This window comes from Halorubrum sp. FL23, from assembly GCF_052439115.2.
Lineage (GTDB): Archaea > Halobacteriota > Halobacteria > Halobacteriales > Haloferacaceae > Halorubrum > Halorubrum persicum.
Map to the genome: position 1 here is coordinate 107,948 of NZ_JBQVRO020000007.1, position 16,778 is coordinate 124,725.

Annotated in this window: 19 protein-coding genes; 9 read left to right on the plus strand and 10 right to left on the minus strand. The window is 71.7% G+C overall.

Translation table 11 applies throughout. The features are described 5' to 3' along the window. Positions 1-117 precede the first annotated feature (117 nt). A complete protein-coding gene (locus ACT4MF_RS10570; RefSeq protein WP_099255747.1) occupies positions 118-768 on the minus strand; it encodes an HVO_0476 family zinc finger protein in 651 nt (216 codons plus the stop codon). A 157-nt stretch (positions 769-925) separates the two neighbouring features. On the opposite strand from ACT4MF_RS10570, the gene prs reads away from it, so the two are divergent. Then, on the plus strand, positions 926-1,780 hold the full coding sequence (gene prs / locus ACT4MF_RS10575; protein ID WP_444682592.1) for a ribose-phosphate diphosphokinase: 855 nt from the start codon (positions 926-928) through the stop codon (positions 1,778-1,780). A gap of 2 nt (positions 1,781-1,782) precedes the next feature. Here prs and ACT4MF_RS10580 read toward each other — a convergent pair whose 3' ends face one another. The 7 genes from ACT4MF_RS10580 to ACT4MF_RS10610 form a co-directional block, all read right to left on the minus strand. Beyond that, positions 1,783-2,340, minus strand: a complete 558-nt coding sequence (locus ACT4MF_RS10580) for a sugar O-acetyltransferase (RefSeq protein ID WP_444682593.1) — start codon at positions 2,338-2,340, stop codon at positions 1,783-1,785. A gap of 55 nt (positions 2,341-2,395) precedes the next feature. Next, positions 2,396-2,794 carry a DUF7975 family protein gene (locus ACT4MF_RS10585; protein ID WP_099255744.1) on the minus strand — a complete coding sequence of 133 codons (399 nt, stop codon included), beginning with the start codon at positions 2,792-2,794 and terminating at the stop codon, positions 2,396-2,398. 83 nt (positions 2,795-2,877) lie between these two features. Continuing rightward, positions 2,878-4,023: a DUF7118 family protein gene (locus tag ACT4MF_RS10590; RefSeq protein ID WP_444682594.1), complete on the minus strand. Its 1,146-nt coding sequence runs from the start codon at positions 4,021-4,023 to the stop codon at positions 2,878-2,880. Further along, positions 4,023-4,406 (minus strand): phosphoribosyl-AMP cyclohydrolase, encoded by a 384-nt coding sequence (gene hisI, locus ACT4MF_RS10595; protein WP_444682595.1) that lies wholly within the window; start codon positions 4,404-4,406, stop codon positions 4,023-4,025. The genes ACT4MF_RS10590 and hisI overlap by 1 nt, the downstream gene beginning before the upstream one ends. Positions 4,407-4,491: 85 nt before the next feature. Beyond that, positions 4,492-4,953: a GNAT family N-acetyltransferase gene (locus tag ACT4MF_RS10600; RefSeq protein WP_444682596.1), complete on the minus strand. Its 462-nt coding sequence runs from the start codon at positions 4,951-4,953 to the stop codon at positions 4,492-4,494. 1 nt (position 4,954) lies between these two features. After that, complete coding sequence (locus ACT4MF_RS10605; RefSeq protein WP_444682597.1) at positions 4,955-6,286, minus strand: DUF92 domain-containing protein; 1,332 nt, start codon at positions 6,284-6,286, stop codon at positions 4,955-4,957. Positions 6,287-6,615: 329 nt separating this feature from the next. Continuing rightward, positions 6,616-7,395 (minus strand): HAD-IIA family hydrolase, encoded by a 780-nt coding sequence (locus ACT4MF_RS10610; RefSeq protein ID WP_099255740.1) that lies wholly within the window; start codon positions 7,393-7,395, stop codon positions 6,616-6,618. A 168-nt stretch (positions 7,396-7,563) separates the two neighbouring features. On the opposite strand from ACT4MF_RS10610, the gene ACT4MF_RS10615 reads away from it, so the two are divergent. Both ACT4MF_RS10615 and ACT4MF_RS10620 read left to right on the plus strand, forming a co-directional pair. Next, the gene (locus ACT4MF_RS10615; RefSeq protein WP_099255739.1) at positions 7,564-8,337 is read left to right on the plus strand and encodes a GTP cyclohydrolase III; all 774 of its coding nucleotides are present in this window, start codon (positions 7,564-7,566) and stop codon (positions 8,335-8,337) included. Positions 8,338-8,503: 166 nt separating this feature from the next. Further along, positions 8,504-8,734: a hypothetical protein gene (locus ACT4MF_RS10620; RefSeq protein ID WP_444682598.1), complete on the plus strand. Its 231-nt coding sequence runs from the start codon at positions 8,504-8,506 to the stop codon at positions 8,732-8,734. A gap of 124 nt (positions 8,735-8,858) precedes the next feature. Here the strand turns inward: ACT4MF_RS10620 and ACT4MF_RS10625 are convergent, their stop codons facing one another. Beyond that, entirely contained in the window at positions 8,859-9,065 is a 207-nt protein-coding gene (locus ACT4MF_RS10625; RefSeq protein WP_099255737.1) for a DUF8149 family protein, read from the minus strand. A gap of 150 nt (positions 9,066-9,215) precedes the next feature. Between ACT4MF_RS10625 and ACT4MF_RS10630 the strand changes: the two genes are divergently transcribed. From ACT4MF_RS10630 to tgtA, 6 genes are all read left to right on the plus strand, one after another. Beyond that, a complete protein-coding gene (locus ACT4MF_RS10630) occupies positions 9,216-10,778 on the plus strand; it encodes a heme-binding protein (RefSeq protein WP_444682599.1) in 1,563 nt (520 codons plus the stop codon). A gap of 154 nt (positions 10,779-10,932) precedes the next feature. Further along, positions 10,933-11,397 (plus strand): universal stress protein, encoded by a 465-nt coding sequence (locus ACT4MF_RS10635; RefSeq protein WP_444682600.1) that lies wholly within the window; start codon positions 10,933-10,935, stop codon positions 11,395-11,397. An 89-nt stretch (positions 11,398-11,486) separates the two neighbouring features. Then, the gene (locus ACT4MF_RS10640; RefSeq protein ID WP_444682601.1) at positions 11,487-12,740 is read left to right on the plus strand and encodes a DHH family phosphoesterase; all 1,254 of its coding nucleotides are present in this window, start codon (positions 11,487-11,489) and stop codon (positions 12,738-12,740) included. Between the two features lie 44 nt (positions 12,741-12,784). Further along, positions 12,785-13,777: a carbohydrate kinase family protein gene (locus ACT4MF_RS10645; protein WP_444682602.1), complete on the plus strand. Its 993-nt coding sequence runs from the start codon at positions 12,785-12,787 to the stop codon at positions 13,775-13,777. A gap of 82 nt (positions 13,778-13,859) precedes the next feature. After that, entirely contained in the window at positions 13,860-14,636 is a 777-nt protein-coding gene (locus ACT4MF_RS10650) for a Nif3-like dinuclear metal center hexameric protein (RefSeq protein ID WP_444682603.1), read from the plus strand. A gap of 103 nt (positions 14,637-14,739) precedes the next feature. After that, positions 14,740-16,236 (plus strand): tRNA guanosine(15) transglycosylase TgtA, encoded by a 1,497-nt coding sequence (gene tgtA, locus ACT4MF_RS10655; RefSeq protein WP_444682604.1) that lies wholly within the window; start codon positions 14,740-14,742, stop codon positions 16,234-16,236. Positions 16,237-16,264: 28 nt separating this feature from the next. Here tgtA and ACT4MF_RS10660 read toward each other — a convergent pair whose 3' ends face one another. Beyond that, positions 16,265-16,699 (minus strand): pyridoxamine 5'-phosphate oxidase family protein, encoded by a 435-nt coding sequence (locus ACT4MF_RS10660; RefSeq protein WP_099256570.1) that lies wholly within the window; start codon positions 16,697-16,699, stop codon positions 16,265-16,267. Positions 16,700-16,778 lie beyond the last annotated feature (79 nt).

Below are 16,778 nucleotides of genomic sequence, written 5' to 3' on the forward strand. Positions count from 1 at the left end.
ACCACGCCGCGGTCGCACTCACAGACGGTGTTCGATGTGGGTCACCCCCATCGGTGCCACCGTTTTTTCGACGGACCCGCTTCGACGAGCGACGGCTCTCCTCCGAACGTCTCCGTCCTACCAGGCCGACCACGCCGTCAGACTCTCGTCGCGGGCGTACACCCGCTTGCAGTCCTTGGCGTAGGCGAAGTCGCCCTCGTGGTCGAGCTTCTCGTGGCGGTACTCGGGGGCGTCGGCGCGGATCTGAACGCCCTCGACGACGAACTCCTCCTCGCCGAACACCTCGGTCTCGCCGACGGTGAACTCGTAGTCGCCGGGCACGTTCACCTGCAGCGACCGCGTCTGGTCGGCGTTCCCGTCCTTCGGGTGGAGCGTCACCGGGACCGAGACGTTGTCGACCGCGCGGGTCCACAGGGTCTCGACCTCCTCGATGTCGGCCTCCTCGACGCGCTGTTCGGGGCCGACCTCGATCCCGGTCACCCGGACCTGCATCAGGGCGTCCGGGGAGTCGACGACGAACTCCTCGCCCGTGGCGACGTAGGTGTCCGCGGGCACGTCCATCTCGGTCGAGAACGACTCGCCGTCCTGGGAGACGACGACGGTCAGGCCGACCGTCTCTTCCTCGGGGATCTCGGCTTTGTGCGTGTGGTCGCACTCGGTACAGCGGACGGTCGCCTGTCCGCCGGGGCGCAACACTTCGTGGACGGTCTCCTCGCCCGACGAACACGACGGGCAGACGAGGCCGACTCGGTCTCCTGTGTCGGTCATTACGGCGTCGTATCCGTCGCTCGCGTAAATATCCGCCCCTGTGACCGCGGTGCGGCACACGCTCGCGTGGGGCTCGGTGGGCCGCCGCGCCGCGAGGCCCGCCCAGACGCGAGAGAGTAAGGAAACTGGTTTATCGGTGTCTGGGGTACGGTCGCCCATGATCGTACCCGGATCCAGCTCACAGCAGCTCGCGGCCGCGCTCGCCGAGGAGACGGGGCGGCCGCTGGCGACCCCGACATACGACCGGTTCCCGGACGGCGAGGGGCTCGCCGCGGTGCCCGACTTCGCGGGCGACGAGGCCACGATCGTCGCCGCGACCGACGCCGACGCGGCGTGGGTCGAACTGCTCCAGCTCCAGGACGCCGTCCGCGAGGCGGGCGCCGAGCGCGTGACGACCGTGATCCCCTACATGGGGTACGCCCGACAGGACCAGTCGTTCGGCGACGGCGAGCCCGTCTCGGCGCGAGCGATGGCCCGAGCGATCTCGACCGGGACCGACCGCGTCGTGCTCGTCAACCCCCACGAGGCCGGCGTCGCCGACTTCTACGACGTGCCCGTGGAGACGGTCGACGCCGCGAGCGTGCTCGCGGAGCCTCTGCCGGCCGCCCTCGACGACCCCCTCTTCCTCGCGCCCGACGAGGGCGCGGTCGGCATCGCGGAGACGGTTCGGGACGCGTACGGCGCCGGCGACACCGACTACTTCGAGAAGCACCGCGACCGCGAGACGGGCGCAGTCGCGGTGTCGCCCTCCGACGCCTCCGTCGAGGGCCGGGACGTGGTCGTCGTGGACGACATCGTCGCCACCGGGTCGACGATGAGCGAGTCGGTCGCCGTGCTCAACGACCGCGGCGCGGCGCGGGTGCTCGCGGCCTGCGTCCACCCCATGCTCGCGGCCAATGCCGTGACGAAGCTCCGCGGCGCCGGCGTCGACCGCATCGTCGGCAGCGACACGCTCGAACGCGGCTGTAGCGTCGTCAGCGTCGCGCCCGTCCTCGCCGACGCGCTTGAGTAGCGCTACTCTATCTCTCGGATCACCCGCGCCGGATTTCCGCCGACGACGACGCGGTCCGGCACGTCCTCGGTGACGACCGCGCCCGAAGCGATCACCGCGCCGTCGCCGACCGTCACGCCCGGATTGAGCACCGCGCGGCCCCCGATCCACACGTCGTCGCCGACGGTCACCGGCTCAGCGCGCTCGCGACCTGTCGCGCGCTCATCGGGGTCGATCGGATGGATCGGCGTGTAGACGTGGACGCCCGGCCCGAGCAGGCAGCGGTCGCCGAACGCGATCGGGTTGGTGTCGAGGAACACGCAGCCGTAGTTGGCGAAGAAGCCGTCCCCGACCGCGACGTTGTAGCCGTAGTCGCAGCGGAACGGGGGCTCGACGGTGGGGTCGTCGCCGACCGCATCGAACAGCTCTTGCAGGAGCGCCTCGCGGTGCGCCGACTCTGCCTCGGTGGTGTCGTTGTACCGCTGGGCGAGGTCGCGGGCGCGCTCCCGGTCGGCGACCAGTTCGGGCGCGTTCGGATCGTAGCGCTCCCCGGCGAGCATCCGCTCCGTCTCGGTGGGCATACCCGACCGAACGCGCCCCGTCAAATAGCGGTTTCCGTCGGGTGGCCGGACCGGATCAGATCGCCGTCACCCACGCCCGGTAGTCGTCGTCGAGCCCGTACACCTCGCGGAACGCCCGGTCGATGAACCCCGCCACGCGGTTCGCGTCGGACCGGGCGGTGACGACGGCGTTGGTCCCCTCGGCCTCCTCCGGACTCACCAGTTCGTCGATCCGGAACTCCGGGAACTCCCCGAGCAGGTCCTTCAGCCGGTCCAACTCCCCGTCGGTGCAGTCCAGGACGAGCTCCGTCCCCGCGAGCTGGATCCACGGCGGCACCTCGCCGTCCCCCGTGGTGTCGCTGTCGGGGTCGACGTCGACGGTCATCACGTCGCTCGACCGGGCGCGATGGGCGGCCGCCGCGTCCGCGAACAGCTTCAGCCGGTCCGCCTCGGTCGCGGCGTCGAATCTGGTCATATCCACACGTCTGCACCGCCGACTCTTAAAAAGCCGTCTCACACGCCTCGCCGGTGTTCCGGGTTCACCGCGGCCCGGAAGAGCTACTCCCGCTTCGTCTCCGCCAGCACGTCCTCGGCGACCGACAGGGTCCGCTCCGCCTCGCGCACCCGATCGTGGATGACGCCGCGCTTGAGGAGGTCGAGCTCCGAGCCGTCGAGCGCGTCGCGCACCGCGGCCGCGCGCCGGAGCCGCTCGTACTCCTCGTCGCGGGCGAGCTCACGGATCGACCGGAGCGTCGCCACCGTCTCGTCGCCCGCGACCCGCGAGACGAGGGGGATCAGCTCGTCGATCTCGTAGGCCAGCTCGTCGCCGCCCGCCGGCGGCCAGTCGAGCGTCAGCGGCTCGGCGTCGAGCCGCTCGATGTAGGTGCGGTGGACCGCGACCGCGGTCCGGAGGGCGCCGGGGTCGTCGACGTAGTGTTCCAGCTTCGAGTTCGAGTAGTCCGCGTACTCCAACAGCGTCGGCAGCGGCTCCTCGCCCGCGTCGTACTCCGCCACGTACTCGCGCAGGTCGGTCGGCGGCACGTCCGCGTCGACGAACGGCGTGCCGTCGGCGCGGTCGAGGAAGGAGAACAGCTCTCGGGCCGACGCCGTCTTGTAGAACTCTTCGAAGGCCTCGCGGACCGCGTCGTTGTACGCCTCGATCGGCTCGCGGAGCCGGTCCACGTCGGCGTCGAGGTCGGCGTCGGCCATGTCGGCGACCTCGCGCAGCTCGTCGAGCCGGGCGTCGAGCGCCTTGCGCGCCTCCCGCGCCGCCTTGCGCGCGGCCCGATACTCGTCGAGGGCCTCGTCGCGGGCGGCGAGCAGGTCGACGTACTCCCCCGCCGGCTCCAGCGCCTCGCGGGCGGCGGCGAAGTCGGACTCGGAGAGCCGGCGCTTGTCGACCGCCTCGTCCGCGGCGGCGAACGCGTCGGCCGCGAGCGCGTCGTCGTCCGCGTCGACCGCCTCGCCAAACTCGCCCCGGAACTGGACGTATGAGCCGAAGTCGCCGGTGCCGACCGCGTCCTCCTCGTACTGGTCGAGCACGCGGTGCGCCCGCCGGTACGCGTCGGCGGCGGTCTCGATCCGGTCCCGGCCGAGGTCGGCGATCCGCTCTTCGATCCGGGTAAGCTCGTCGTAGCGCTCGCGCAGCGTCGCGGCCGCCTCGCCCGCCTCGCGGACGGGATCGCCTTCGTCACCCGCCGTCATCAGTACACCTCGTCCGGGTCGAAGACGCGCTCGCCGACGCGCTCGCCGTCGATGGTTCGATGGAAACAGGAGCGGTGGCCCGTGTGACACGCCCCCACGTTCTGGTCGACGAGGTACAGCAGGGTGTCGGCGTCGCAGTCGACTCGGACCTCGCGAACCTCCTGCGTGTGTCCGGAGGAGCCGCCCTTGTGCCACAGCTCGTCGCGCGACCGCGAGTAGTAGTGCGCCTCGCCCGTCTCGCGGGTCCGGTCGAGCGCCTCCGGCGAGACGTACGCGAGCATCAGCACCTCGCCCGACTCGGCGTCCTGCGCGATCGCCGGGACCAGCCCGTCGTCGCCGAAGTCGACCTCGATCGCCTCCTCTCCCGCGTCGGCGTCGGTCATGTCTCGCCGGACGCGTGGGGCTCGAATAGGCCTTTTGTCTATCTTCACGCCGCGGGCGGGGTCGGCGAGGGCGGCGGCGAGAGGCTCACTCCCGACGCAACACCAGCGCGTCGCCGTCGGCGTACGCGTCGGCGCGCCGGTCGACGACCTCGAACCCCATCCCCTCGTACAGCGACAGCGCGGCGTCGTTGTCGGGGTGCGCCTGGAGCGTCACGGGCCCGGTCGCGTCGTCGATGACCGCCGAGAGCAACCCGCGGGCGCGTCCCTCCCGGCGGTGGTCGGGATCGACGGCGAGTTCGGTGAGGTGGACTCCGGGTCGGTTCGGCGCGTCGACCGGGAGGAGGTAGCCGACCGCCCGCCCGTCGGCGACGCTGACGAGGGCCGACCCGACCGCGAGCCCGTACTCCAGCAGCTCCGGGTTCGGCTGTCGGAGGTGGGTCTGTAGCTCGCGGATCCGGTCGGCGTCGGCCGGCCGCGCGGCGCGGACTCTGGGGTCGGGGGCGGGACCGTCGGTGGCGCGCTGGTCCTCGGACGACTCCCCCGTCATCTCACGCCCCCACCCCGAGGGCGACGCCGGCGGCGACGGCGACGATCGCTCCCGACAGCGTCGCGAGGAAGTTCACCGCTTGGTTCCCGACCCGCTCGCCCTCGATCAGCGCCCCGAGGAGGCTGTCGACGGTCATCCCCGCGACGCCCGCGAGGGCGACGATCCCCCCGCCGGCGACCGCGTCGCCGATCGGCATTCCGAACGCGGCGAGGCCGGCGACGAAGAGCGCGCCGCCGACCCCGGCCAGCTCGCCCTGCCACGTCACCGCGCCGTCGGTCCCCGGCTCGACGCGGCGCAGGGTCGTCACCAGCCGGGGGCCGTCGAACAGCCCGCCGATCTCGGACGAGAGGGTGTCGGCCATCGCGGTCGCGGTCGCGCCCGCGAACGCGAAGCCGAAGAGCGCGCCCGGCACGCCGACGTGGGCGGTCGCCGCGTAGCCGACGACGGCGACGAGCGCGACCGCGGAGTTCGCCAGCACGTTCCCGGTGCCGCGGGCGCCCTCGTTCTCCTGCGCGACGCCCCGGTTCGCCTTCTCGTCGAAGCGGTACTTCGAGGCCAGTCCCCCGATCGCATAAAACGAGATGAGCGTGGCGAACCAGCCGACGCCGCCGAGGACGACGGCCAACAGCGCGGACAACACGCCCGTCAACATCCCGGGGACGGAGGCCGTTCCGAGCGCGAACGAGACGTAGCCGAGCGCGCCGGTCACCGCCAGGCCGAAGGCGACGAGCGGGACGGTGACCGTCGGGTCCACCGCGACGAACCCCCAGACGGCGAACGCGACGAGAATGACCGTGATGTGCGCGTCCCGGTCGAACACGAGCGACCTGACGAGCGCCGCCGTGAGCGCCGCCACGGCCCCGAGGAAGACGATCGCGGGGAGCCCGCCGACGAGGGCCGACCCGTCGATCTGGAGCAGCACGCCGATCTGTCCGGCGATGGCGCCGACGGTGCCGCCGGCGACGTACCCTGCCACGAGGGAGAACTCCTCGGTCGAGCGGCCGGCGACGACCGCCCGGCTGAGCCGCCCGCATCCCACCGCGAGCGTCGCCGCGGCGAACGCCTCGTACGGGAGCGGCGCGCGGGGGAGCGACGCGAACAGCGCGAGGCCGGCGGCCGCGAGCGCGAACGCGACGAAACCGTAGAGGCGTTCTTCCTCCCGATCGCCCGGCAACGCGAGCGTCTCGAACCACTCGCCGTCGCGGACCCGGAAGAAGGCGAGGCCGGCGGCCGCGAGGAACGGCACGGCGGCGGCGTCGCCGAGCGCCGGCGCGAGGACGGCGACCGCGGCCACCACGGCGAAGACACTCGCCCGTCGAAGCCTCCGTATCACACCCTCGAATACCCGCGACGCGCACTTAACGGTCCCGACAGCGCCCCGCCGCCGTCGGCGGACGCTCGCCCGGTCAACGCGCCCCGGCGTTCAGTATCGGTACTCGTTGAACTGCACCGCGTGCCCCTCGATCACGCGAACGGCCCGCTCCGGGTCTTCCTCGTCGTCGACCGCCTCGTCCTCGTGTGAGTTACCCTCTCCCATGCCCCGACGGAAGTTGGTCATCGGTATAACTGTTATCCGCACGGCGGAAGTGGTCGACGCGCCGGGAGCGCCACCGGGATCGACGCCGCAACGCACCGCTTGCGTCCGCAGCGACGCGCCCGCGTTCAGTCGAGGATCCGGTCGATGCCGCCGAAGTCGTCGATCACGTAGTCCGGCGAGACGTTCGCGTCGGCGACCATTGCCTCGTCGGTGACGCCGGACAGCACGAGGACGGTGGTCATCCCGGCGCGTTCGCCGAGCGCGATGTCGGTGTTGAGTCGGTCGCCGACGACGAGACACTCCTCCGTGGGAGCCTGCAGCCGCTCGCGGACCATCTCGATCGCCGTGTCCGAGGGTTTCCCGAGGACCGCGTCCGGCTCGCGCTCGGCGACGCCGGCGATCGCGTTGATCACCGCTCCGGACCCCGGCACGTCGCGGTCGGGGGCCGGGATGACCACGTCGGGGTCGGTGCCGATGAAGGGGATGTCTCGCTCCAGCGCCCACAGCGCCGTACAGAGGTCCTCGTAGCCGAACTCGCGGTCGATCGAGGCCACGAGCGCGTCCGCGGCGTCGACGTCGTCGGTCGTCGAGAGCCCGGACGCCTCGAACTGTTCGAGCAACCCCCGATCGCCGATACACAACAGCTCGTCGTCCGCGTGCCGCTCGCGCAGGTACCGCGTGGTCACGCTCCCGGCGGTGAACACCTGGTCCGCGTCGATCTCGTACCCCGCGGCGCCGAGTCGGTCGACGTACGCCGGCGGGGCTTTCGTCGGGTTGTTCGAGACGAACAGCGTCTCGACCCCGGCCTCGCGGAGCCGCCGGTAGCCCGCCGGCGCGCCCGGGATCGGATCGTCGCCTCGCACCACCGTGCCGTCCACGTCGAGGACGGCGCCGCTGAACTTCATGGGCGCATTCGGAACGCCACGGTGGTAGGGGTTGCGCCGTTCCCTCGTCTCCCGCCCGCCATTCACCGCACCCGGCCGCCGCGGCAAACGCCGTTTCACATCTGGTACCAGTTTCACCTTCGGGATAACGGAAGCGTAAAGCGGGGCCGTTCCCAATCCACGTTCACTGTGACGACGACTCAGGTGACCCTGGTCCAGATCGATAACTACGGGCCGTGGACGGTGACGCCGGAGCCCCGCAGAGAGATGGATCTCCAGGCACTCCAGTCGCGACTCTTCGCGGACATCGCCCAGTTCATGGGTCCACGAGACGCCTACGTCTTCTCCACCCGCTACGACAACATGATCGCCGTGACGAACGGCCTCGACGGCGCGGCCCACGCGGCGCTACAGGAGTCGATCGGGAACCGCTATCCCGTGAGCGTCAGCCTCGGGACCGGGGTCGCCGAGCGACCGATCGACGCCTTGGAGTCGGCGAACCGCCTGCTCCAGACCGAGGGGAGCGCACAGGACGAGGGTCGGACCGAGGTGCTCGCCGGCGACTACCTCACCGAGACCACTCCCTCCGACCTCCAGATCGGCCACTTCGACGTGGTGAACGTGACCGGGAAGTACACCGACCGCCTCAACGAGTTCGACACGTTCCTCAACGTCGAGCGCGCCTACAGCTCGCTGACGCGGTACCTCCGCGAGGAGCACGGCGCCCTGTCGTTTTTCGTCGGCGGCGACAACATCGTCGCCGTCTGTCCGGACCTCCCGGAGCGCGCGTTCGCCGACGCGGTCGCTCACGTCGAAGCCGACGCCGACATCGAACTGCAGGTCGGCGTCGGTCGCGGCGCCTCCCCTCACGAGGCGGGCTTCGCGGCCAAACACGCCCTCGAAGCCTGCCGCGCCGGCGGCACCAGCGTCGAACTCTCCGGCGCGTCGATTCTCGGCGACTGATCACCGCGCCTACCGTCGTCCCCGCGTCCGCGTCCGCTGTCTCCTCTCCGGTCGCCACCGCCTCTGTACCGCGTGCTTCGAGGGCCTCCCGAATCGCGCAGCCGTTATCTAATCCGATAATTTGACTGTGGCGTTTTTATATGGCCGCTCGCAACTCTCGGGCAACATGTCCGATGACACAGTGTTCGTCTGCACCGCGGACGACTGCCACGAAGGGCCGTGGGAGGGCTCCCACGACGCGATGGCGCACTGCGCCGAGCACCCGGACCACGGCTACACGGGACGCCCGCGCAAGGAGACCGACGACGTCATTCCCGCGACGGCGACGCGGAAGCGCGACAACCGCAACCTCCAGCACAAGGGCCACCCGAAGGGCGCGCTCGCGCAGGACGACTGACCGCGTTCGCGGCCGAACCGACCGCGAGACGCGCGTTCGCGGCTGAGGCCGGCTGCCGGCGCTCGGCGTCGCGCGCCCCCGCAGCGACTGATTCCCTCCCGGCGTCCTCCGGTTCTCTCGCTATTCAGGGCTCCTCGAAGAGTCCGAGATCCTCGGCGACGAGGTCCGCGAGCTGGTCTTTGAGCGCGGGGTCGACCTCCGCGATCTCCTCGCCGTCGTGTTTCCCGTCGTTGTGCTTGGTGAGCGCGTCCGCCACGTCGGAGAGCGGAACGCTGGTCTCCGTCTCGCACTCGGTGCACACGATCGGGACGGACGGTTCGTCGGTTGACATTGTCCGAGTAGTCGCGGGTGGCCCGTATAGGCCTTCGGGACGGGAGCGGGCGAGGGCCCCGTCCCCGGCGGGATCTCGCCCCGGTGTCGACGAGTCCCAGCGACTGAGGCGACTCGCAAACCCCTAAGTCCCGGCGACCCAAGTCGGCGTATGGTCGAGGCACCACAGACCGAGGAGGGGTGGTTCGCGCTGCACGACTTCCGGTCCATCGACTGGGACGCGTGGCGCGCTGCCCCCGAGCGAGAGCGGGAACGGGCGATCGAGGAGGGGGCGGCCTTCCTGAAACACCGAGAGCTGGTCGCCGACGCCGACGAGGGCGACTCCGGCCTGTTCTCCGTGCTCGGCCACAAGGCCGACCTGCTGTTCGTCCACTTCCGTCCCGCGCTCGACGACCTGTCGTCGATCGAGCGCCGGTTCGAGGACACGGCGCTCGCGGAGTTCACGGAGCGGACGACCTCCTACGTCTCCGTCACCGAGGTCTCCGGCTACGTCTCCGACGAGTACTTCGAGGACCCCGAGTCGGTCGACACGGGGCTCAGACGGTACATCGAGGGGAAGCTGACGCCGGAGATCCCCGACGACGAGTACATCTGCTTCTACCCGATGAGCAAGCGCCGCGGCGAGGAGTACAACTGGTACGACCTCTCCTTCGAGGACCGCGCCGACCTCATGGCCGACCACGGCGACGTCGGCAGGGAGTACGCCGGGAAGATCAAGCAGGTGATCGCCTCCTCCGTCGGCTTCGAGGACCACGAGTGGGGCGTCACCCTGTTCGGATCGGACCCGACGGACATCAAGGACATCGTCTACGAGATGCGGTTCGATCCCGCCTCCGCGCGGTACGGCGAGTTCGGCGAGTTCTACATCGGTCGCCGGTTCCCGCCCGCGGACCTGGGCGCGTACCTCGCCGGCGAGACGGTACCCACGGGCGACGGCGACGAGGGGCATCACGGCGAGGGGCACCGCGACGCGGGCGGCCACGGCGGCGAGGGTGGTCACGGAGGCGGAGACCATCACGGCGAGGCCGGCCACGGCGGCTCCGCGCACGGCGATCACCCCCACAGCGAGGGCGACGCGAGCGGGGAGGGCGACCACCCGCACGGGGGCGACGGGGACGACGACGCCTCGGACGCCGACATCCGCGGCGAGCTCGCGGACCTCGACATCTACGCCGGCAAACCCAGCGGCGAGGACGTGTACGCGACCGTCCTCTACAGCGAGGCCGACGTGGACGAGCTGTTCGACGAGGTCGAGGGGCTCCGCGGCAACTTCGACCACTACGGCACCCACGTGAAGACGGCGGTGTACGAGGGTCGCGCGACCGACCGCGCCGCCGTCGTCTCCATCTGGGACACGGCCTCCGCCGCCGAGACGGCGGCCGGCTTCCTCTCGGAGCTCCCGGAGATCGTCGCCCGCGCCGGCGAGGAGTCCGGGTTCGGGACGATGGGGATGTTCTACACCGTCAAGCCGGAGCATCAGGGGGACTTCACCGACACGTTCGACGACGTGGGCGAAATTCTCGCGGAGATGGACGGCCACGTCGAGACCGACCTGATGATGAACGTCGAAGACGAGAACGACATGTTCATCGCGAGCCAGTGGCACGCGAAGGAGGACGCGATGGCCTTCTTCGGCTCCGACGAGTTCCGCGAGACGGTCCAGTGGGGCCGCGAGGTGCTGGCCGACCGGCCGCGGCACGTCTTCCTGGCGTAGGCGAGACGCGAGGCTGGGCGGCGTTGCGAACCGCGCTCCTCGCCTGCGGTGCTTGCCGCGGTCACCGTCGTCCGCGCCGGTTCCCCCCCCTCTCGCCCGCCCCCGCGACACCCGACCGCCTGTTTTTAACTACTCCCTCGGCGAACGGGGTGGTATGTTCGACACGATCGTGGTCGCGACCGACGGTTCCGACAGCGTCCGCCGGGCCGTCGATGTCGCGGTCGATGTCGCTGCGCGGTTCGACGCAGAGGTCCACGCCCTCTACGTCGTCGACAGCGGCGAGGTCGAGTCCACGCCGGACGAGGTCCGCGACGACCTCCGCGACGCGCTCGACGACCACGGAGAAGACGCGCTCGAGCAGGTGACCGACGCCGCGATCGCGCGCGACGCCGACCTCGACATCACGTCCGAGGTGCGAGAGGGCCGCCCCGCTCCCGAGATCGCCGGGTACGCGCGGGAGGTCGACGCGGGCGTCGTCGCGATGGGAACCCGCGGTCGGCACGGGGAGAACCGGTTCCTCATCGGCTCGGTGGCCGAGCGCGTCGTCCGGACGTGCCCCATTCCCGTGCTCACCGTCCGGCAGCTCACCGACGAGGACCCCCGCCGGACGACGATCTGAGGGCCGAACCCCGCGGTTCGCGTCCGAGCGGTCGGCGCCCGACCGTGCGAGAACGGCGGAGTTTTCCCGCTCCCGCCCGGCGCGACGGTATGGACGACGAACTCATCGACGAGGGGGACATCCCCCGATCGCGGTACACGCGGCTGCCGGGCAAGGGATTCTTCTATCCGGACTCGCTGGACGAGGAGCGCGCCGAGCGGCGCGCGCGGGAGGCGATCGAGGGGAGCGAGGCGGTCGTGATCGCCGACGCCGACGCCGACGGGCTCGCCTGCGCGGCGATGATCCGGGAGGCGTACGACGCCGCGCTCGACGCCGCGGCGTTCGAGGCGGCCATCGCGGCGCGGCTCGACGACGACGGGGGTAACGACGAGGCGGACGAGGAGAACGAGCGCGGAGCGTCCGACTCCGAGGCCGACCCCACCGAGGACGCCCACGCTCAGTCGCCGGTCGGGCTGGTCGCCGCCGGGCCGTACTCCATCGACACGTCGCTTGAGCGCGTGCTCGCGTACGCCGACGGCGACGTGGACCTGTTCGTCTGCGATCTGTGCCCCGACGACTACGAGTGGATCGCCGAGCCGCTGGAGGCGCTCGCGGGGTCGACCGCCTCGATCCGGTGGTTCGACCACCACCAGTGGGACGAGTCGACCGCCGCGGCCGTCCGCGACCTCGGCGTCGACCTCGTGGTCGGCGAGTCCGACGAGGAGTGCACCGCCGACGTGGCGCTCCGCTCGCTCGACCACGACTTCGACGAGCGGTGGAGCGAGCTGGCGACCGTGACCCGCGACCACGACCTCTGGATCAAGGAGGACCCCCGCTCCGACGATCTGGCCGACTACTCCTACTGGGCCGGCAGCGAGGAGTACGCGGCGATCGTCGGCGCGTACGGCGCCGACCTCCCCGGGACAGTCCGGGAGTTCGTCGCCGATCGGCGCGTCGAGAAGGAGGCCCGGATCGGCGCCGCCGTCGACCGCGCGGTCACCCACGAGATCGGCGACTGGACCGTCGCGGTGACGTACGGGCGGTGTTCGCAGAACGAGGTCGCGGAGACGCTCCGGGAACAGGGGGCCGACGCCGCGGTGATCGTCAAGCCCGCCGGCTCCGCCTCGATCCGCGGCTCCGAGGAGTTCCGGCTCGCCCACGAGGTCGCCGGGAAGGTGAACGGGGGCGGCCACCCGCAGGCGGCCGGCTGCAAGCCCGACATCTACGACGACATGCTCGACTACGCGCACCACTGGACGACCGAGGGGCAGGCGTGCAAGCGGGTCATCCTCACCGCGTTCGAGACGGTCGCGGCGGAGGTCGCGGCTGAAGAGGGCGACGAGGCGAGCGACGCCGACGAGTAGCGAACCGCGAACTTTCATACCGGTCGGCGCCCCTCGGTTCACGCATGACAGACATTCTCGTGGCGGGCGAGACGCTCGTCGACCTGCTCCCCGGGGCGGGCGAGACGCTGCGCGACGTGGACGGCTTCACGCACCGACCGGGCGGCGCCCCGGCCAACGTCGCGGTCGGGCTCTCCCGGCTCGGCGAGCGCCCGGCGTTCTGGACCCGGCTCGGCGACGACCCCTTCGGCGACTTCTTGCGGGAGACGCTCGACGAGGAGGGCGTCTCGGACGCGATCTCCCGGCGCGTCGGCGGCAACACCACCCTCGCGGTGGTCTCTCCCGCGAGCGCCGACGGCCGCCGCTTCCGCTTCTACGGCTCGCGGGACGTGACGTTCGGGTTCGAGCCCGAGGGACTCCCGACCGACGCGCTGACCGCCGTCTCGTGGGTCCACCTCGGCGGCGTCGCCCTGACGCATCCGGCGGGGCGGACGGCGATGCGCCGGCTGGCGGCGGCGGCCGACGAGCGCGGCTGCACCGTCTCGTTCGACGTAAACTACCGCCCGGATCTGGTTCCGGAAGGAGACCGGGACGCGGTGGTCGAAGCGATCCGCGACATCCTCGGGGACACCGACGTGGCGTTCGCCAGCGACGAGGACGTGGCGGCGACCGGCATCTCCTCGCACGAGGGCGAGGAGTTGGCCGGCGACCTGCTGGGGCACGGACCGCACACGGCAGCCGTCACGCTCGGCTCCGACGGCGCGGTCGCGGCGAGTTCGACCGCGGCGCCGTGGGGCGAGACGACCGCGCGTCACGGGGGGTTCTCCGTCGAGGCGGTCGACGCCACCGGCGCCGGCGACGCGTTCACCTCCGGGCTGATAAGCCGGTTCGCCGCGCTGACGGACGGCACGACCGCCTCGACGGCGGCCGAAGCCGACCTCGCCGACGCGCTCGCGTTCGCCAACGCGACGGCCGCGCTCTCGGTGCGGGACCACGGGGGGATGGCGGCGCTCCCCGACCGCGGGGCAGCCGACGCCTTCCTCGCCGAGCGGGAGTAACCGCGTGAGCCGTCGTCGCGGCATGGCCGCGACGGCCGGGGAGAGCCGCGCGCTTTATTTCCCGCCCGGCGCACGCGTCGGTATGGATCGCTCCGACTACGTGCGGCGGCTCGACGACCGACTGGAGACGGCGGCGTACGCCGACGTCGACGCCAGCGCGAACGGATTGCAGGTTGGATCGGACGAGGGATCGGTCGAGCGCGTCGCCTTCGCGGTCGACGCCGCGGACGCGACGATCGAGGCCGCGGCCGAGGCGGGCGCCGACGTGCTCGTCGTCCACCACGGCATCTCGTGGGGCGGGATCGACCGCGTCACGGACCGAACGTACGACCGGGTCGCGGCGCTCGCGGAACACGACATCGCCCTGTACGTCTCGCACCTCCCGCTCGACGGGCACCCGGAGCTCGGCAACGCCGCCGGCGTCGCGGCGGCGGTCGGCCTCGCCGACCGGGAGCCGTTCGGCGAGATCGGACCGGTCACGATCGGGACGATCGGCGAGACGGACTCGCCGCGGTCGGCGGCGGCGATCCGCGAGACGCTGGACGGGTTCGAGGGACAGCCGGACGGCGAGGAATCGACGACGCGGGTCATCGAGTTCGGCCCCGACGAGATCGAGCGCGTCGCGGTCGTCACCGGCTCCGGGACCGACTGGCTCGACGAGGCGGTCGAGGCGGGCGCCGACGCGCTGATCACGGGCGAAGGGAAAGGGCAGGTCTACCACGACGCCCGCGAGGCCGGCCTCACCGTCTTCCTCGCCGGCCACTACGCGACCGAGACGTTCGGCGTCCGGTCGCTGCAGGCGCTGACCGAGGAGTGGGGCGTGGAGACGACGTACGTGAGCCACCCGACGGGGCTCTGAGCCGGGCGACGACGGCGCGCCCCGCCGCCGAGAGCGCGGCGGTCGTCGCCGGCTCGTCGCCCCCGAACGCAACCCTTACCGCCCGCGTCCCCGCACTCCGGGTATGCGCGATCACTTCGAGATCCGGGACCACGACGCCGCCGGGCGGATCGGGCGGCTGGAGGTCCCCCGTGCTGGGGTGACCGTCGAGACGCCGGCGCTCCTGCCCGTCGTCAACCCCAACGTCCTCACGATCGAGCCGCGGCGGCTCGCCGAGGAGTTCGGCGCGGAGATGCTGATCACCAACTCCTACATCATCCGGAGCACCGACCGGATCCGCGGCCGCGTCCTCGATCAGGGGCTCCACGAGTTCCTCGGGTTCGACGGCGCGATCATGACGGACTCCGGCTCCTTCCAGCTCGCCGAGTACGGCGACATCGACGTGACCACCGAGGAGATAATCGAGTTCCAACGGCAGATCGGGAGCGACGTGGCCACCCCGGTCGACGTGCCCACGCCGCCGGACGTCGACCGCGACCGCGCCGAGCGCGAGCTCGAGACCACCAAGACGGCCCTCGCCGACGCGGAGGCGGCCGACACCGGTGACATGCTCCTCAACGCCCCCGTCCAGGGGTCGACGTTCCCGGACCTCCGCGAGGCGGCGGGGCGCCACGCGAGCGCGACCGATCTGGACGTGTTCCCCGTCGGCGCGATGGTCCCCCTCCTGAACTCCTACCGCTACGCCGAGGTCGTCGAGGCGGTGCGCGCCGCGAAGCGGGGCCTCGACCCGGACGCGCCGGTCCACCTCTTCGGCGCCGGCCACCCGATGATGCTCGCGCTGGCGGTCGCCGCGGGCTGCGACCTGTTCGACTCGGCGGCCTACGCGCTGATGGCGCGCGACGGGCGCTACCTCACGGTCTCGGGGACCGAACACCTCGAGGAGATGGAGTACTTCCCCTGCTCGTGTCCCGTCTGCGCCGAGCACACGCCGGCGGAGCTCCGGCAGATGGACGGCGGCGGAACCGCCGACCGGTCCGCGGAGGAGCTCCTCGCCGAGCACAACCTCCACGTCACCTTCGAGGAGCTGCGGCGCGTGAAGGCCGCGATCCGCTCGGGCGACCTGCTCCAGCTCGTCGACCGCCGCGCCCGCGGCCACCCCGCGATGCTCGACGGGCTCCGGACCCTCCTCGACCACGCCGACGAGATCGAACGGACCGACCCGGTGTCGAAGGACGCGTTCTTCTACACCTCCCACGAGTCGGCTCGCCGCCCCGAGGTCCGGCGACACCACGACCGGCTCTCGCGGCTCGCGGTCCCCGACCGGCTCCTCCTCACCGAGTCCGACGCGCCCTCCGACCACGAGTACGACGCGGTGTGGCGCGTGAAACCGCCGTTCGGTCCCTTCCCGCGGGCGCTCTCGGAGACGTACCCGCTCACCGCGGAGGTCCCCGAGCGGCTCGACGGCGCGGCGCAGGTCGCCGCCGCCGAGGGCGTCGCGAGCCTCGCCGACGCCAACCCCGACAGCGACCTCACGCTCGGGCACGACGACTGGGCGGCGCGCGCGCTCGACGCGGTTCCCGACCGCGTCGAGACGGAGAACCTCCGGCATCTCGGCCGCTGAGAACGCGGGCGCGGCGCTCGGCGGCCGCTCACCCCATCCGCTTCGAGTAGTCCCACGAGTGGAGCCGTTTCGGCTCGATCCGGACTCGGACCTCCTCGCGCTCGGGCCGGAGGAGTCGGTCGCCGGTCGGGTTGTCGACGCCGCCGAGGTAGCGCTCCAACAGCGCGCGGAGCAGTTCCTTGTCCCCGTCCGGGCTCACCGTCGCGCGCCCCCGCCCCCTGACGCCCTTGTACGGCGGATCGTTCGTCGACACCTCGAACGAGACGCGGTCGTCGTGCGCGAGGAAGTCGGTGAGATCGGCGCTCGCGCTCGTCGCGCAGTTGACGGCGCCGTCCCACGAGAACCACAGCGAGACGATCCACGGGGCGTCGTTCGGGGTGCGGCAGCCGATGCGGACCGGAATCCGCGCGCCGTCGAGAAACTCGTCGACGCGCTTCCGGTCCCACGGCCCGGTGATCTCCATACGCGCCGTAGGGTGGCTGGGAACCTAACGGTTCGGCCGGGCGGCTAGCGGTTCGCCCGGACATCCGACGATTCGCCCG

Bases quoted from the DNA above. Each gene is read 5' to 3' on its own strand.
- ACT4MF_RS10645 (WP_444682602.1), top strand. From the start codon at position 12,785: ATGACAGACATTCTCGTGGCGGGCGAGACGCTCGTCGACCTGCTCCCC.
- ACT4MF_RS10590 (WP_444682594.1), bottom strand. From the start codon at position 4,023: ATGACGGCGGGTGACGAAGGCGATCCCGTCCGCGAGGCGGGCGAGGCG.
- ACT4MF_RS10585 (WP_099255744.1), bottom strand. From the start codon at position 2,794: ATGACCAGATTCGACGCCGCGACCGAGGCGGACCGGCTGAAGCTGTTC.
- tgtA (WP_444682604.1), top strand. From the start codon at position 14,740: ATGCGCGATCACTTCGAGATCCGGGACCACGACGCCGCCGGGCGGATC.
- prs (WP_444682592.1), top strand. From the start codon at position 926: ATGATCGTACCCGGATCCAGCTCACAGCAGCTCGCGGCCGCGCTCGCC.
- ACT4MF_RS10620 (WP_444682598.1), top strand. From the start codon at position 8,504: ATGTCCGATGACACAGTGTTCGTCTGCACCGCGGACGACTGCCACGAA.
- ACT4MF_RS10610 (WP_099255740.1), bottom strand. From the start codon at position 7,395: ATGAAGTTCAGCGGCGCCGTCCTCGACGTGGACGGCACGGTGGTGCGA.
- hisI (WP_444682595.1), bottom strand. From the start codon at position 4,406: ATGACCGACGCCGACGCGGGAGAGGAGGCGATCGAGGTCGACTTCGGC.
- ACT4MF_RS10625 (WP_099255737.1), bottom strand. From the start codon at position 9,065: ATGTCAACCGACGAACCGTCCGTCCCGATCGTGTGCACCGAGTGCGAG.
- ACT4MF_RS10580 (WP_444682593.1), bottom strand. From the start codon at position 2,340: ATGCCCACCGAGACGGAGCGGATGCTCGCCGGGGAGCGCTACGATCCG.
- ACT4MF_RS10640 (WP_444682601.1), top strand. From the start codon at position 11,487: ATGGACGACGAACTCATCGACGAGGGGGACATCCCCCGATCGCGGTAC.
- ACT4MF_RS10635 (WP_444682600.1), top strand. From the start codon at position 10,933: ATGTTCGACACGATCGTGGTCGCGACCGACGGTTCCGACAGCGTCCGC.
- ACT4MF_RS10630 (WP_444682599.1), top strand. From the start codon at position 9,216: ATGGTCGAGGCACCACAGACCGAGGAGGGGTGGTTCGCGCTGCACGAC.
- ACT4MF_RS10650 (WP_444682603.1), top strand. From the start codon at position 13,860: ATGGATCGCTCCGACTACGTGCGGCGGCTCGACGACCGACTGGAGACG.
- ACT4MF_RS10660 (WP_099256570.1), bottom strand. From the start codon at position 16,699: ATGGAGATCACCGGGCCGTGGGACCGGAAGCGCGTCGACGAGTTTCTC.
- ACT4MF_RS10600 (WP_444682596.1), bottom strand. From the start codon at position 4,953: ATGACGGGGGAGTCGTCCGAGGACCAGCGCGCCACCGACGGTCCCGCC.
- ACT4MF_RS10570 (WP_099255747.1), bottom strand. From the start codon at position 768: ATGACCGACACAGGAGACCGAGTCGGCCTCGTCTGCCCGTCGTGTTCG.